Origin of the sequence: Modicisalibacter sp. MOD 31.J (assembly GCF_020147985.1) — a bacterium.
Taxonomy (GTDB): Bacteria; Pseudomonadota; Gammaproteobacteria; order Pseudomonadales; family Halomonadaceae; genus Modicisalibacter; species Modicisalibacter coralii.
In genome coordinates this window covers 140,938-154,550 of record NZ_JAGXFF010000002.1, presented here as the reverse complement: position 1 = coordinate 154,550, position 13,613 = coordinate 140,938, and the positions used below count along the sequence as shown (strand labels likewise).

Below are 13,613 nucleotides of genomic sequence, written 5' to 3'. Positions count from 1 at the left end.
CGCTACGTAATTGATTCTTGGTCAATGCTTGGCTGCAACAGGCAGCCATTAGAGAATCTGGCGGACGGCGTCGAGGCCGACCTGCCCCATGATCGCGCCCAGGTCGAGCCGCGGCCCTTCATCGCCGGTCAAGACACCCTGCACCGGGGCATAGTTGAGAGCCGTCGCGGGCACGGACTCACCGCCCTGAGCGGTCTCGAACCGGACATGGTAGACGCCGTTCTCGGCCGGCTGACCGTTCATGTCCTTGCCGTCCCAGGAGAAGGAGTGGACCCCCTCGTCCAGGGAGCCGACGTCATCGGCGCCATACTGGCGCACGACCTCACCGGAAGCACTGACGATGGAGATCGTCACGTCGTCGGCGGGGGCATCCAGTTCGATGCCGAACGGCGTGGTGGCGTCGTCGCCCTTGCGAACCTCGTTACCGGGGACCAGCACGCCCTTGCCGATCAACGCCGAGGCCTGCAGCGACTGGCCGGCATCGATCTGACGGGTGATGCCCTGCAGCGTTTCGTTGAGGTCGTTGATGCCGTTGACCGTGTTGATCTGGGCCAGTTGCGAGGTCATCTCGGCGTTTTCCATCGGCTTGGTCGGATCCTGGTTCTTGAGCTGCGTCACCAGCAGCGTCATGAAGCTGTCGCCGAGATCGTCGGTGGAAGTCGCCGCGTTGCCGCGCTTCGCCGTGGTCTGATTCAGGCTGTTGAGCAGGCTGGTATCGATGCTATTGGACATGGGCTCTCCTGGGGGCCAGCAAGCTGGACTTGGGGAAACGCTGCATAAATGCCTGCGCGAGCGAATCGCTTCGTTGCGTGGTACTCGAAAACTCGCCTAACTTCATGTTATGTCTCGTTTTCTGCGTTCCATGCGCCTCGCGCTTCATCACGCTCGTCGATTTATTCAGCATTTCCTTAGCCTTCACCCAACGTCAGGGTCTTGATCATCAGCTGCTTGCTGGTGTTCATGACCTCGACGTTGGCCTGGTAGGAACGGGATGCGGAAATCATGTTGACCATCTCGTCGACCGGCTCGACATTGGGCATGGTCACATACCCCTGGTCATCGGCCGCCGGGCTGTCGGGACGATATTCGCGGCGCATCGGGCTGGGGTCTTCGACCACCCCGCTGACCTGCACGCCACCGACGCCGCTGGCCACCTGCGAGCGGGTCTGGAACATCACCTGCTTGGCCCGGTAGGGCTGGCCATCGGGCCCGGCGACGCTGTCGGCGTTGGCCAGGTTGCTGGCGGTGACGTTCATGCGCTTGGCCTGCGCGCTCATCGCCGAGCTGGAAATATCGAAGATGCTGAACATGGACATCGGATCACTCCGGTTGCATGGCCGTTTTCAGGCCCTGGATCTTGCGATTCATCACGGTCAGCCCGGCCTCGTAGCGGACCGCGTTGTCGGCGAAGTTCGAGCGCTCACGATCCATGTCGACGGTGTTACCATCCAGGCTCGGCTGGTCGGGAACGCGATATTGCAGATCGAGCGAACCGCGTGACGGCGCCTGGGCCGGAATATGACGGCTCGAGGTGGTCGCCAGCGCCAGCCCGCCCTGCGTGCTGCGCCCCTGCTCCATGACCCGCGAGAGCTCGCCGGCAAAATCGAAGTCGCGCGCCTTGTAGTTGGGCGTGTCGGCATTGGCGATATTGCTGGCCAGGACCTTCTGGCGCTCCGCGCGAAGGTTGAGCGCCTCCTGGTGAAAGCGCAGTGCCCCATCAAGCTTGTCGATCATCATCGGCCCCTGAATCGGCTGGGGGAAAGTTCAGGGTGGAGAATAGACGCCAGCCTGTCATGGCAAACGACGAAACAGCCCTCGGTTTGCGCATCATTTCCACGCTTGCCCCGACCCGCCGATCTCTAGAATCGGCTCCATCAGCAATGGGGGTGATGGATGCGCGAAGCAGCCCGACACATGGATACCGTTTCCAGCACGACGTTCAGGCCCGGCCTGCGGCTACGCCGGCTCTGTCTGGGGCTGTTGGGGCTGGCGGTGGCGCTGCTGCTCGGGCAGCCGGTCTACGCCAGCACTGGCACGACACCCCCGAGCCTGCTCGACCAGCGCGTGGCGGACTTCCTGACGCAACAGGCGGGCGATCTCGGCGACGTCGTCAAGGTGAAGGTCTTCGCCCCCTCGGTCCAGCTGCCGACGTGTCAGGATCCGCAGCCCTTCCTCCCACGCGAGGGTCAGCGGGTGTATGGGCGTGTGGCGGTGGGTGTTCGCTGTGCCGGGCAGACTGCCCGGGTGCGCTATCTGCAGGCGCAAGTCGACGTCCAGGTTCGCTATCTGGTCACCGCGCGTGACGTGCGTCGCGGCGACCCGCTGTCGGCGGCGGATCTGCGCTGGCAGAGTGGCCTGCTCGACGAGCTGCCGCGTCATGCGCTGCGCGCCGAAGAGGCGGCCATTGGCCAGGTCGCCGTGCGCAACCTGCCCGCGGGTACGACACTGCAGGCTTACCAGTTGCATCGGCAGAACCTGGTCGAGCGTGGTCAGCGCGTGACGGTGGTGGCCCGAGGGGCGGGGTTTCAGGTCAGCCGCGAGGCCAAGGCGCTGGACAATGGCGCCCTGGGCGACGAAGTCCGCCTGCGGACGGGACAGGGCGAGCGACTCCAGGCGCGGGTCGTCGGATCACGGAGACTGGCCATCGACTTCTAGTATCCCGGGCCACTAGACTAGGCGCTGTACGAAAACTGTCTGCGCTCGGCAATACGGCGTTAAAAATCGGCTGGAGCGCCAGCCCGGTCAAAATGCTCATTTACACCCCGTAAACTCCGCTTTTTCGCCGATTTTTGCCTTGTCTTGCCTTAGCTCGTCGACTTTTCGTACAAACCATAGGCACAGAAACCCTCGATCGGCGCCTAAAGTTTTCGTGTCTCCCGCCGATCATCAGGGAAAGCCGACGTTTCAAGAGGACGCCCCCGTGAAGATCGATGGTAGCCAGCCCCTGCATCGCCCCACTCAGAGCGATGCCACCAAGCCCCAGCAGACAGTCACCGACACGGGCACCGAAGCGACATCGAGCCCCGCCTCGGTCGCTCACCTGAGCAGCAAGGCCCAGGATGCCACACGCGACATCGATACCGCGCGTGTCGCCGAGATCCGTCAGGCCATCAGCGACGGCACGCTGGAGATCCGTCCGGAACGGATCGCCGACGGCCTGCTGGAAAGCGTGCAAGAGCTGCTGGGTTAAGCGTCATTGACAGCCCGGGCGCGCGAATGCTCGCCGCCCACCCTTTTCATGGAGTCTCCGCATGAGCCTGGCCCAGCATCTGGAACGTGAACATCGCCATCTCGACGCCTTCATCGCCCTGCTCGACGCCGAGCATGACGCCCTGTCGCAGGTCGACGTCGATGGCGCACATCTCAGGCAGCAGGCGGCAGACAAACAGGCCCATCTGGAACGTCTCGAGACCCTGGAGACACAACGGCGCAACGTCCTCGAGAAACTCGGCTACGGCCCGGGCCGTCAGGCCGCCGAGCAGGCCGCCATCGATGCCGGCTGCCACGAACAGTGGACGGCCTTTCTGGAGCGAGCCCTGCACGCCAAGCTGCTCAACCAGCGCAACGGGATCCTGATCGAATCGCGCATGGCCCAGAATCAACGCATCCTGTACTTCCTCAACGAAGCCGCCGGCAAGACCCTCTACGGCCCCAACGGACAATCCCGCCGACGCGGGTTTGGCGGCGTTGCCTCGCAGGCCTGACGACATTGCATTACGCCCCGACCGGATTGTAACCGACAGGTAATATTGCGTTACAATCGGCGAACGTTCAATGCTCGGAGGTACTCGTGACAGCCGTCCCGCTCCGTGAAGCCCCGCGCCTCAGGCAAGGCTTCGCCGATTTCATCGCTGGCGTGGAGTAAGCCCATGGTCAACATGGCGCTTCGCCAGGCACTGATCGACTGTCCGTCGTTGCCGTCCATCCCCGCCGTGGTACAGGAAGTCATCGCTCAGGCAGCCAATCCCGAGACCCCGCTGCCGGCGATCGTGGCAACACTGAATCAGGACCCGGCCCTCACGGCACGCCTGATCTCGCTGGCCAACGTGGTCTACTACAGCCACCTGCAACCCGCCGAGACGCTCAGTGAAGCGATCGAGCGACTGGGCATGGACATGACCGTCGCTCTAGCCATGGGCTTCAGCCTGTCAGTCGACAGCGCGAATGCCGACCCGCGGGGGTTCGACCTGCAGCATTTCTGGCAACGCGCCCTGACCAGCAGTATCGCCGCTCAGGAACTGGCATCCGCCCTGCAACTGTCGGACCATGGCACTCTCGGCACGGCCGCGCTACTGCAGGACATCGGCATGCTCGCCCTGCATGCCATCGATGCACAGCGTTATACCGAGGTCGTCTCGCGCGCCAAGAGTCATGACGACCTCGCTCTCGAGGAACGGCTCGCCTACGGCGCCGACCATGCCGAGATCGGTGCCTGGCTGACGCGCCGCTGGGGGCTGTCGCCGAGCTGCAGCGACTGGATTCGCTACAGCCACGACCGACCGGTCCACGAGGAAGGGCTCGAGATCAAGGAATGCCTCATGCTCTCGGGACGCCTGGCCGACATCTGGCTGGCGCCCAACGGCCACGAGACCGTCGCCGAACTGGAGCCCTGGCTGGGCGACGAGCGCTTCCGCAGCGAATTGATCGGCAGCATCCAGCGGCGCCTGCCGCAGATGGCCTCGCTCTTCGAGATTCGCACGCCCCACGAACTCGATCCCACACAGTTGCTGATGGAAGCCAAGCAGTTGCTGGTTCAACGCAACCTTCAGCTCCAGGCCCAGGTACGTCAACGCGACGAGGAGCTGGAAAGCGCGCGAGCCCGCAACAGCCAGCTCGATCGTGCCGTCCGCTACGACCCGCTGACCGGACTCTACAACAGACAACATCTCATCAACCTGCTCGACCGGCATTTCGCCGATGCCGAACAGGAGGATCTGGGCCTGGTATTTCTCGATCTGGATCATTTCAAGCAGATCAACGATCAGCACGGACATCCGCTGGGCGACGAGGTCCTCAAGGCGTTCGCCGGCCTGCTCAAGGGCATGAGTCGTCAGGACGCCCATGTCGGCCGGTTCGGCGGGGAAGAGTTCCTGATTCTGCTGCCGGGACGCAATCGCGACGATGCCGCGCACTTTGCCGAAGCGATCTGCCGCACCCTGCGCAATGGCCCACTGCTGGTCCACGAGGATACGCCGATCCATGTCACGGTCTCGGTGGGGGTGGCCAGCCGACTTTCGGACCAATGCGAATCACCCGACGAACTGGTGCACATCGCCGACCAGCGCATGTACTTCTCCAAGCGGTCCGGCCGCAATCGCGTCACCCTGGCGTGACGTCACCTCTCACAAGCGTTCTTCGACCCGTCCCAGGATCTGGCGGCTGACCTGATTGACCAGCGGCTTGGCCGCCTTGTCGACCGCCTTTGCCAGCAGGCGGTTGCGAATCTGATAGCTGACGCTGAGCTCGACGCGCGTCCCCTCGGGCACCTCGACGAGCGTGTAACGCCCCTGATTGGCGACCCCCTGCAGCGACTCCCAGGCCAATGTATGCGGGGCATGTCGCTCGGTGACCTGGACATCGAACTGCCAGTCACGCCCGATGACATGCAGGTACCAGCGATAGCGGTCATCCCCCAGCGGCTCGATCGCCTCGATCATGTCGGAATAATCGACAAAGTTCTCGATACGCTCGAGTAGTGCATAGACCCGCGCCGGTGGTGCGTGCAGGATGGCGCTGTGTTCGATGGTCGACATGAGCTTGCCTGTTCCCGTGATCCAAAGTCCCCGAGGGTAACCATAGCGTCCGTCCTCCGCCAGTCCGCACCCGCGGCGGTGTCGAACGCGCGCTGGAGCCTGAAAGGCTCGGGCGCTACAATGCGCGCCGCGACAGCGCCTCTCTGAGGCACCCGCTGTTGCCAATCCGGACGCCCGGACCCCGGACCCGTCACGACGGGCATAAATTCTCCGGCAGGAAAACCGCTCATGTCTGATTCAGCCAATCCGGCACCCAAGGCCGTCGTCATCTACTCCGGCGGCATGGACTCCTTCACCGTCCTCCACCGCGCCCTGCGTCAGGGCTACGAGGTCCACGCCCTGTCGTTTCACTACGGCCAGCGTCATGCCAGAGAGCTCGACGTGGCGCGGCGTGTCTGCCGACGCCTGGACATCGCGCATCAGGTCGTCGACATCCAGTCGATTCATTCACTGATCGACGGCTCGGCACTGACGGATGCCCAGCGCCCCATGCCCGAGGGCGCGTACGCCGGCGACAACCTGGCCGCGACCGTCGTCCCCAACCGCAACATGATCCTGCTCTCGCTGGCCATCGCCCAGGCCGTCAACATCGGTGCCGGGATCTGTTTCTACGGCGCCCATGGCGGCGACCACGTCCTCTACCCGGACTGCCGCCCCGAATTCGTCGAACGGATGAACGCCGTGGCCGCCATCGCCAATTTCTCGCCGGTCACCATCGAGGCCCCCTATCTGCGCGCCGACAAGGCCGACATCCTCGCCGACGGCCTGGCCATGGGGCTCGACTACGCCGATACCTGGACGTGCTATCAGGGTGGCGAACACGCCTGCGGCCGCTGCGGCAGCTGCCATGAACGCCTGGCCGCCTTCGCTGCGCATGGCCTCGCCGACCCGCTCGCCTACGCCAGCACCGGGACGGCCTGATGTACAGTGTCAAGGAAGCCTTCTATTCGCTGCAGGGCGAAGGCGCCCGGGCGGGCCGCCCCAGCGTGTTCTGCCGCTTCAGTGGCTGCAACCTCTGGTCCGGCCGCGAACGGGATCGCGCCACCAGCGCGTGCCGCTTCTGCGATACCGACTTCGTCGGCACCGACGGGCAGAACGGCGGACGCTTCGCCGAGGCGAATCGACTGGCCGACCATCTGGCGGGATTGTGGCCCGAAGGGGACGAGCGCGCACGGCGCTACGTCGTGTTCACCGGCGGCGAACCCTTGCTGCAGCTCGACGACGTACTGATCGAGACCCTGCACGCACGCGGCTTCGAGGTGGCGGTGGAGACCAATGGTACCGTCCCGCCACCCCCCGGGATCGACTGGCTCTGCGTCAGCCCCAAGGGCACGACGACACTGGTCGTGACACGCGGCAACGAGCTCAAGCTGGTCTACCCCCAGGCGGATGCCCCGCCCGAACGGTTCATCGATCTCGACTTCGCGCACTTCTATCTGCAGCCGATGGACACCGCCGCCCTGGAACCGCGACAAACCCTCGGCGCGACGCTGGCCTATTGCCTGGCAAACCCGCAATGGTCGCTATCGCTGCAGACTCACAAGCTGTTGGAGATCGACTGATGCCTCTCTTCGTCAATGGACTGAGCCATCTCGACGCCTCGCTCTGGTGCCCGGACCAGGGCCTGGTCGGGGTCAGCTGGCACGTCGACATCGAGCTCGACGGCGAGCTCGGCGAGGACGGCATGCTCTTCGACTTCGGAGAGGTGAAACCCTGGATCAAGACGGCGATCGACGACGGCCCGGACCATACCCTGCTGGTCCCGAGCCAGGCACCGGGGATCACGGTCAGCGAATGCGCCGAAGGCCTTTCCGTGCGCGCCGCCTTGCCCTATCCCATGGAGATCCGTGCACCACGCCAGGCATTCACGCTGCTCCCCTGGCACCGGATCGACGCCGAGCGTCTCGCCGGCCATCTCGGCGCCAAGCTCACGCGACACGCCCCGGCTCGGGTCGAGGCCGTACGCCTGCGCTTTCGCGAAGAGGCCATCGACGGCGCCGCCTACCGATACAGTCACGGTCTCAAGCATCATCGCGGCAACTGTCAGCGCATCGCTCACGGCCATCGCTCCCGGCTCAGGGTGTGGTGCGACGGCCAGCGTCAGCCCCGCCTCGAGGCCCACTGGGCCGACTATCTCGATGGCCGCTATCTGGCGCATGACGAGGACGTGGTCGCTGGCGGGGAAGTCGCCCGTCAGGCGACGAGCAACATCCAGTACACGGCGCCCCAGGGCACCTTTCGTCTGAGCCTGCCCAGCGAACGTTGCGAGCGACTGCCCTGCCCGACCACCGTCGAGCACATCGCCGGCTGGCTGGCCGAGCAGATCGCCCGCCACCATGCCCCGGGGCAAAAGGTGCGCGTCCAGGCCTTCGAGGGTATCGACAAGGGCGCCATCGCCGAGGCGAGATCATGAGCCGGCTCATCGCCCGCCAGGCCACGGCCTCGGCCGAGACCAATGACGGGGTAGCGGGCGAATGCCGCCCCGGCTGTGGCGCCTGCTGCATTGCCCCGTCGATCAGCTCGGCGATCCCCGGCATGCCTGACGGCAAGCCCGCGGGTGTGCGCTGCATCCAGCTCGACGAGAACAACCTGTGCCGCTTGTTCGGCGACCCACGCCGTCCTGCGGCGTGTCATCGCTTCGTCTTCGACGCCGACCTGTGCGGCACCCATCGCGACGACGCACTGGCGCGCATCACGCGACTGGAATCCCTGACCTGACACTGGGCTCCCAGGATTCGATGGAGAAACGAGGCAGGCAAAAGATGACGGGATAAGAAACGACGCCCATCTTTCTGGGCCGGCGCCCCCTCACCGAAACCGGTGCGGACCAAGCCCCAACCGGGTACGAAAAAGGCGCGGCCTGAGCCGCGCCTTTTTGCGTTCCCGATGATCCGGCGCTAGCGCCGGTCGATCTCGGCATTGTTGCGCAGCGACTCCAGCAGCCCCTGGATGGCGGCCTGTGCCCTGAGCCGATCGGCCAACTGGACGACGAACTGCCCGTCGCCGGACGCGTCCCCCGAGGCGGCATCACTGGATTCGACCTTGTCCAGCGCGATCAGGGCCACCCCTGACTCGGTGTTCGCCCGCCCGAAGACCGGCTTGCCGCTGCTCGGCTGCGGCAGGCGGAAGGCCTGCTCGAGAACCGGCTTCGGCACCTGAGTCTCGCCCGACGCATGGCGCGTGACGGCGTTGACCGATTGCCAGTCGAGAGACGGCGCCTGCCCGGATTCGAAGGCCTTGGCCAGTTCGGCGGCCCGTGCCTGCAAGGCGTCGCGGGTCATGTCGGCCTCGACCGCGGCTCGTGCCTGATCGCGAACCTCGTCCAGCGGCAGGGTCGTCGCCTGACGATGATCGGCGACACGCAGCACCAGACGCCGTTGATCGTCGAGCTCGATCACGTCGCTGTTGTAGCCCTTGTCGAGCACGTCCGGCTGGAAGGCGGCCTCCATGACGCCTGGCTCGGCAAGCACCCCGGTGACGTCGTCGCGCGAGACCCAGCCACTGTGCTGGATCTCGAGCCCCAGGTCCTTGGCGACACCTTGCAGATCGTCGGCGGAAAAGCTCTGGTCGATCAGTTTCTGGGCCTGCTCGTTGAAGCGGTCCTTGGCCTTGTCAAGCGCGAGTTGCTGGCGCAGTTCGTCGCGCATCTCGTCGAACGACGGCGCGTCGATTGCCGTCGCCTTGAGCAGATGCAGGCCGTTGTCGGTGGCGACGATGCCTGAAACCTGCCCCTTGTCCAGTGAAAAGGCCGCATCCTCGAACGCCTTGCCGAAGAAGCCACGATTGATCACCCCCAGGTCACCGCCCTTGTCGGCGGAGGTGGCATCGTCGGAATACTCTGCCGCCAGGTCGCTGAAGCTTTGTCCCTGCTCCAGCTTCTGCTGGACCTCCTGCAGGCGGGCCCTGGCCTCATCACGCGTGCGTTTGTCGCCAAAGCTGACCATGATGTGCGATATCCGCCGGGGCGCGTCGGCGAGACGCTTCTGATAGGCCTCTTGCAGGGCCTTGTCGGACACATCGACATCCTTGGCCAGCGCTGCCTGATCGAGCACGATATAATTGAGCTTGATCTGCTCCGGCCGCTTGAATTGCGCCTGATGCTGCTGGTAGTAGCGTTCGACATCCTGGGGCGAGACGTTCACCGGCTGTTCCAGGTCGTCTTTGCTCAGGATGTGGTAACGAAAGCTGCGGGTCTGGTTCTGCAAGGCCAGCAGTTCGTCGCGCTCGCTGGGGAGCATGAACTCACTGCTGATCAGGCCCTGCTGGACCTGCTGGCGTTGCAGATCCTGCTTGAGCTGACGGCGAAACGACAAGGGCGTGTAGCCGGCGCCGGCCAGGCGGTTGCGAAACAGGTCCGCGGAAAAGTGGCCGTCCTGGTCCTGGAATTCCGCGCGGTTGACGATCACCTGATCGAGCTGGGCATCGGAGAGGTAGATACCGCCCTTGTCGGCGTATTGGTCGAGCAAGGTCTGGGTGATCATCTGGTCGATCACCTGGCTGCGCAGCTGGCGCTCCTGATCGGCCGGCACCTGGCCGGAACGGATCGCTCGCTGCACCGCCATCTCGACGGCCTGACGGCCGATGGGCTCGCCATTGACCTCGGCAACCTCATCGCTGCCCTGGGAAAACAGGCTGACTAGCGACTGGATCCCGAAAAACGCAAGGGTGACGATGACCGCACCGACGATGACCTTGGCGGCCATACTCTGGGAGCGATCCCGAATTTGTTGCAGCATGCTGGCCTCGGATGCTGGTGGTCCTGAACGAAAAAGGCGCACCGCTTTCGCGATGCGCCTGGCAACAGGGACGTGGGGGCAGCTACCGGCAAGGTGGGGATGCTCAACGTCATGAGTCGGTCATCAGCGCCCTGAAAATCGCTGCCAGGCCCCGCGATAATCCTGTAGCTACGAGACTCAGTTGACCGAGTCTTTGAGAGCCTTGCCGGCCTTGAAGCTGGGAACCTTGGCCGCACTGATCTCGATCGGCTGGCCGGTCTGGGGGTTACGACCGGTACGCGCCGCGCGCTCCTTGACGGTGAAGGTACCGAAGCCCACCAGCGCAACGGAATCGCCTTTCTTCAGTGAATCGGTCACAGTATCGATCATCGCATCCAGCGCTCGGCTGGCAGCCGCCTTGGGAATATCGGCGGACGCGGCGATGGCTTCGATCAGCTCGGATTTATTCACACTTCACCCCTTGACTGTTTCGGAAATGACTGGAAATCGGCGCGATTTCGCGGGTGGCTTTGCACGATCACAGCAAAACGCAATTTATAGCAACGTGCAGGAACGACTGTCAACCAACCATCGGCGCCAAGGCCCGCCATACCGGGGTTTCAGCCCCGGCATGAGGACAAAATCAGGTCAATGCGTGCTTATCATACTGCGGGAAGAAGCCGCATCTTCGAGTCGGCTATCATCGCCATCACCGCCGGAAATATCAACCAGCGCAACGTCGAGCACCTCGTCGATCCAACGAACGGGCCGTATTTCCAGAGCGTCCTTGACGTTGTCGGGCACCTCTTTGAGATCCCGACGGTTCTCCTCTGGAATTAGCACCGTCTTTATACCACCGCGCCGTGCCGCCAGCAATTTCTCCTTGAGCCCACCGATGGGCATCACTTCACCGCGCAAGTTGACCTCGCCGGTCATGGCGACGTCGCAACGAACCGGGCGCTCGGTATAGGCGGACACCATGGCGGTCACCATGGCGATCCCCGCACTCGGGCCGTCCTTGGGCGTGGCGCCCTCGGGCACGTGGATGTGCAGATCCTCCTTCTCGAACCGCTCGGGGTCGATGCCCATCGGCACGGCACGCGCGCGCACCACGGTGTGGGCGGCGTCCACCGACTCCTTCATGACGTCACCCAGCGACCCGGTCTTGTTGACACGCCCCTTGCCGGGCGTGACCACCGACTCGATGTTGAGCAGCTCGCCGCCCACGGAGGTCCAGGCCAGGCCGGTCACCCGCCCCACCTGGTGCTCCTGATCGGCCAGACCGTAGCTGTAACGGCGCACGCCGGCATACTCTTCGATGTCGGCCGCCGACAGCAGCCGCGGCGCCTGCGCGCCTTCCTGGGCCTCCTTCTCGATACGCTCGCGCAGCACCTTGCGGCAGACCTTGGCGATCTGACGCTCGAGCTCGCGGACACCCGCTTCACGGGTATAGTAGCGAATCAGCTCCAGGAGCGACTCGTCCGAGAAGCTCAACTCGTCCTCTTTCAGGCCGTTGGCCTTGAGCTGCTTGGTCACCAGGTAGCGATCGGCGATCGCCAGCTTCTCGTCCTCGGTGTAACCCGGCAGACGAATGACCTCCATGCGATCGAGCAACGGCCCGGGAATGTTCATCGAGTTGGCGGTGCAGATGAACATCACGTCGGACAGATCGTAATCCAGCTCCAGGTAATGGTCGCTGAACTTGTCGTTCTGTTCGGGGTCGAGCACCTCGAGCAACGCCGACGACGGATCGCCGCGGTAGTCCATCCCCAGCTTGTCGACCTCGTCGAGCAGGAACAGCGGGTTGCGAACCCCGGCCTTGCTCATGCGCTGGACGACCTTGCCGGGCAGCGAACCGATATAGGTACGCCGATGGCCGCGAATCTCCGACTCGTCGCGCACCCCGCCCAGAGCCAGACGCACGTACTTGCGGTTGGTGGCGCGAGCGATCGACTGCCCCAGCGAGGTCTTGCCGACCCCGGGCGGCCCGACCAGGCAGAGTACCGGCCCCTTGAGCTTCTTGACCCGCTTCTGGACCGCCAGGTATTCGAGGATGCGCTCCTTGACCTCCTCGAGGCCATAGTGATCCTCGTCGAGCACCTTGACCGCATGACCGAGATCGTGACGGACCCGGGTGCGCTTCTTCCAGGGCACCGAGACCAGCCAGTCGAGGTAGGAGCGCACCACCGTCGCCTCGGCGGAGGTCGGCGCCATCATCTTGAGCTTGCCGAGTTCCTGGTTGGCCTTCTCGGCCGCTTCGGCGGGCATGCCCGAGTCCTTGATCAGCTGCTCGTACTTCTCGGCCTCGTTGGGCACGTTCTCGAGCTCGCCCATCTCCTTCTGGATGGCCTTCATCTGCTCGTTGAGATAGTACTCGCGCTGGGACTTCTCCATCTGCTCCTTGACCCGCGAGCGAATCCGCTTCTCGACCTGCAGCAGGTCGATCTCGGACTCGATCAGCGCCATCAGATGCTCGATGCGATCACGCACCCGATCCATCTCGAGCAGTTCCTGCTTGTCACCGATCTTCAGCGACAGGTGAGCACAGATGGTGTCCACCAGGCGGCTGGGATCCTCGATGCCCGACAGCGAATTGAGGACCTCGTTGGGCACCTTCTTGGACAGCTTGACGTACTGCTCGAACTGGTTGAGCAGCACACGCACCAGCGACTCCTGCTCCCGTTCGGAGAGCGGCTGGCTCTCGCGCAGGGAGATCGTCGCCATGCTGTAACCGGCGTCGGCGTGACTGACGTCACGCACGTCGGCCCGCGAGGTGCCCTCGATCAGCACCTTGACGGTGCCATCGGGCAGCTTGAGCAGTTGCATGATATCGGCCACGGTGCCCACCGAAAACAGGTCACCGACCTCCGGGTCGTCCTGCCCGGCCTCGCGCTGCGCGACCAGGAGCACCCGCTTGTCGGCCTCCATCGCGGCCTCGAGGGCCTGGATGGACTTCTCGCGCCCGACAAAGAGCGGGATCACCATCTGCGGGTAGACGACGACATCCCGCAGAGGAAGAAGGGGCAGACTCTGTGTCTGTTGGGTGTTCTGCTGCATTGCAGACAGTTCCTCACGAATCGGATGGTTGGGCCGCCCGGGCGGCTCAGGCTGGTACGGAAGATGGGGGCGGCGAGCGGGTTTTGCA

The 13,613-nt window shown here is 64.3% G+C and carries 15 protein-coding genes; 8 read left to right on the top strand and 7 right to left on the bottom strand.

Going from position 1 to position 13,613, the window contains the following annotated elements; all coding sequences use genetic code 11:
* Positions 1-48 precede the first annotated feature (48 nt).
* The 3 genes from KGR00_RS06185 to flgB form a co-directional block, all read right to left on the bottom strand.
* Positions 49-732, bottom strand: coding sequence for a flagellar hook assembly protein FlgD (locus KGR00_RS06185; protein ID WP_224417282.1), 684 nt, complete (start codon positions 730-732; stop codon positions 49-51).
* Positions 733-908: 176 nt separating this feature from the next.
* Positions 909-1,316 (bottom strand): flagellar basal body rod protein FlgC, encoded by a 408-nt coding sequence (gene flgC / locus KGR00_RS06180; RefSeq protein ID WP_129138489.1) that lies wholly within the window; start codon positions 1,314-1,316, stop codon positions 909-911.
* Positions 1,317-1,320: 4 nt separating this feature from the next.
* Positions 1,321-1,734, bottom strand: a complete 414-nt coding sequence (gene flgB / locus KGR00_RS06175) for a flagellar basal body rod protein FlgB (protein ID WP_129138490.1) — start codon at positions 1,732-1,734, stop codon at positions 1,321-1,323.
* A gap of 180 nt (positions 1,735-1,914) precedes the next feature.
* Here flgB and flgA point away from each other — a divergent pair, with 180 nt between their 5' ends.
* The 4 genes from flgA to KGR00_RS06155 all read left to right on the top strand — a co-directional run bounded on the left by flgA (position 1,915) and on the right by KGR00_RS06155 (position 5,333).
* Positions 1,915-2,655 carry a flagellar basal body P-ring formation chaperone FlgA gene (gene flgA / locus KGR00_RS06170; RefSeq protein WP_162500796.1) on the top strand — a complete coding sequence of 247 codons (741 nt, stop codon included), beginning with the start codon at positions 1,915-1,917 and terminating at the stop codon, positions 2,653-2,655.
* A gap of 265 nt (positions 2,656-2,920) precedes the next feature.
* Positions 2,921-3,190 carry a flagellar biosynthesis anti-sigma factor FlgM gene (gene flgM, locus KGR00_RS22395; RefSeq protein ID WP_129138492.1) on the top strand — a complete coding sequence of 90 codons (270 nt, stop codon included), beginning with the start codon at positions 2,921-2,923 and terminating at the stop codon, positions 3,188-3,190.
* Positions 3,191-3,251: 61 nt separating this feature from the next.
* Entirely contained in the window at positions 3,252-3,704 is a 453-nt protein-coding gene (locus tag KGR00_RS06160) for a flagellar protein FlgN (RefSeq protein ID WP_224417283.1), read from the top strand.
* A 165-nt stretch (positions 3,705-3,869) separates the two neighbouring features.
* Positions 3,870-5,333: a diguanylate cyclase gene (locus KGR00_RS06155; protein WP_224417284.1), complete on the top strand. Its 1,464-nt coding sequence runs from the start codon at positions 3,870-3,872 to the stop codon at positions 5,331-5,333.
* Between the two features lie 9 nt (positions 5,334-5,342).
* Here KGR00_RS06155 and KGR00_RS06150 read toward each other — a convergent pair whose 3' ends face one another.
* Entirely contained in the window at positions 5,343-5,753 is a 411-nt protein-coding gene (locus KGR00_RS06150; RefSeq protein ID WP_129138495.1) for an SRPBCC family protein, read from the bottom strand.
* Positions 5,754-5,981: 228 nt separating this feature from the next.
* Between KGR00_RS06150 and queC the strand changes: the two genes are divergently transcribed.
* Genes queC through KGR00_RS06130 form a run of 4 tightly spaced genes read left to right on the top strand, consistent with a single transcriptional unit; the run spans position 5,982 to position 8,471 of the window.
* Entirely contained in the window at positions 5,982-6,674 is a 693-nt protein-coding gene (gene queC, locus KGR00_RS06145) for a 7-cyano-7-deazaguanine synthase QueC (RefSeq protein WP_224417285.1), read from the top strand.
* Positions 6,674-7,315: a 7-carboxy-7-deazaguanine synthase gene (gene queE / locus KGR00_RS06140; RefSeq protein WP_224417286.1), complete on the top strand. Its 642-nt coding sequence runs from the start codon at positions 6,674-6,676 to the stop codon at positions 7,313-7,315. The genes queC and queE overlap by 1 nt, the downstream gene beginning before the upstream one ends.
* Positions 7,315-8,166 carry a 6-carboxytetrahydropterin synthase gene (locus KGR00_RS06135; RefSeq protein ID WP_224417287.1) on the top strand — a complete coding sequence of 284 codons (852 nt, stop codon included), beginning with the start codon at positions 7,315-7,317 and terminating at the stop codon, positions 8,164-8,166. Before queE ends, KGR00_RS06135 begins: the two co-directional genes overlap by 1 nt.
* Positions 8,163-8,471 (top strand): YkgJ family cysteine cluster protein, encoded by a 309-nt coding sequence (locus KGR00_RS06130; protein WP_224417288.1) that lies wholly within the window; start codon positions 8,163-8,165, stop codon positions 8,469-8,471. Before KGR00_RS06135 ends, KGR00_RS06130 begins: the two co-directional genes overlap by 4 nt.
* Before the next feature lie 179 nt (positions 8,472-8,650).
* Here KGR00_RS06130 and KGR00_RS06125 read toward each other — a convergent pair whose 3' ends face one another.
* The 3 genes from KGR00_RS06125 to lon form a co-directional block, all read right to left on the bottom strand.
* Positions 8,651-10,489 carry a SurA N-terminal domain-containing protein gene (locus KGR00_RS06125; protein WP_224417289.1) on the bottom strand — a complete coding sequence of 613 codons (1,839 nt, stop codon included), beginning with the start codon at positions 10,487-10,489 and terminating at the stop codon, positions 8,651-8,653.
* A gap of 177 nt (positions 10,490-10,666) precedes the next feature.
* Positions 10,667-10,939, bottom strand: coding sequence for a nucleoid-associated protein HU-beta (gene hupB, locus KGR00_RS06120; protein WP_129138501.1), 273 nt, complete (start codon positions 10,937-10,939; stop codon positions 10,667-10,669).
* Positions 10,940-11,116: 177 nt separating this feature from the next.
* Positions 11,117-13,525 carry an endopeptidase La gene (gene lon, locus KGR00_RS06115; RefSeq protein ID WP_224417290.1) on the bottom strand — a complete coding sequence of 803 codons (2,409 nt, stop codon included), beginning with the start codon at positions 13,523-13,525 and terminating at the stop codon, positions 11,117-11,119.
* Positions 13,526-13,613 lie beyond the last annotated feature (88 nt).

Excerpts from the sequence above, each read along its gene's own strand:
- flgA (WP_162500796.1), top strand. The coding sequence starts at position 1,915 with ATGGATACCGTTTCCAGCACGACGTTCAGGCCCGGCCTGCGGCTACGC.
- KGR00_RS06185 (WP_224417282.1), bottom strand. The coding sequence starts at position 732 with ATGTCCAATAGCATCGATACCAGCCTGCTCAACAGCCTGAATCAGACC.
- KGR00_RS06125 (WP_224417289.1), bottom strand. The coding sequence starts at position 10,489 with ATGCTGCAACAAATTCGGGATCGCTCCCAGAGTATGGCCGCCAAGGTC.
- flgB (WP_129138490.1), bottom strand. The coding sequence starts at position 1,734 with ATGATCGACAAGCTTGATGGGGCACTGCGCTTTCACCAGGAGGCGCTC.
- flgC (WP_129138489.1), bottom strand. The coding sequence starts at position 1,316 with ATGTCCATGTTCAGCATCTTCGATATTTCCAGCTCGGCGATGAGCGCG.
- KGR00_RS06135 (WP_224417287.1), top strand. The coding sequence starts at position 7,315 with ATGCCTCTCTTCGTCAATGGACTGAGCCATCTCGACGCCTCGCTCTGG.
- KGR00_RS06130 (WP_224417288.1), top strand. The coding sequence starts at position 8,163 with ATGAGCCGGCTCATCGCCCGCCAGGCCACGGCCTCGGCCGAGACCAAT.
- KGR00_RS06160 (WP_224417283.1), top strand. The coding sequence starts at position 3,252 with ATGAGCCTGGCCCAGCATCTGGAACGTGAACATCGCCATCTCGACGCC.
- queC (WP_224417285.1), top strand. The coding sequence starts at position 5,982 with ATGTCTGATTCAGCCAATCCGGCACCCAAGGCCGTCGTCATCTACTCC.
- queE (WP_224417286.1), top strand. The coding sequence starts at position 6,674 with ATGTACAGTGTCAAGGAAGCCTTCTATTCGCTGCAGGGCGAAGGCGCC.
- KGR00_RS06155 (WP_224417284.1), top strand. The coding sequence starts at position 3,870 with ATGGTCAACATGGCGCTTCGCCAGGCACTGATCGACTGTCCGTCGTTG.
- lon (WP_224417290.1), bottom strand. The coding sequence starts at position 13,525 with ATGCAGCAGAACACCCAACAGACACAGAGTCTGCCCCTTCTTCCTCTG.
- KGR00_RS06150 (WP_129138495.1), bottom strand. The coding sequence starts at position 5,753 with ATGTCGACCATCGAACACAGCGCCATCCTGCACGCACCACCGGCGCGG.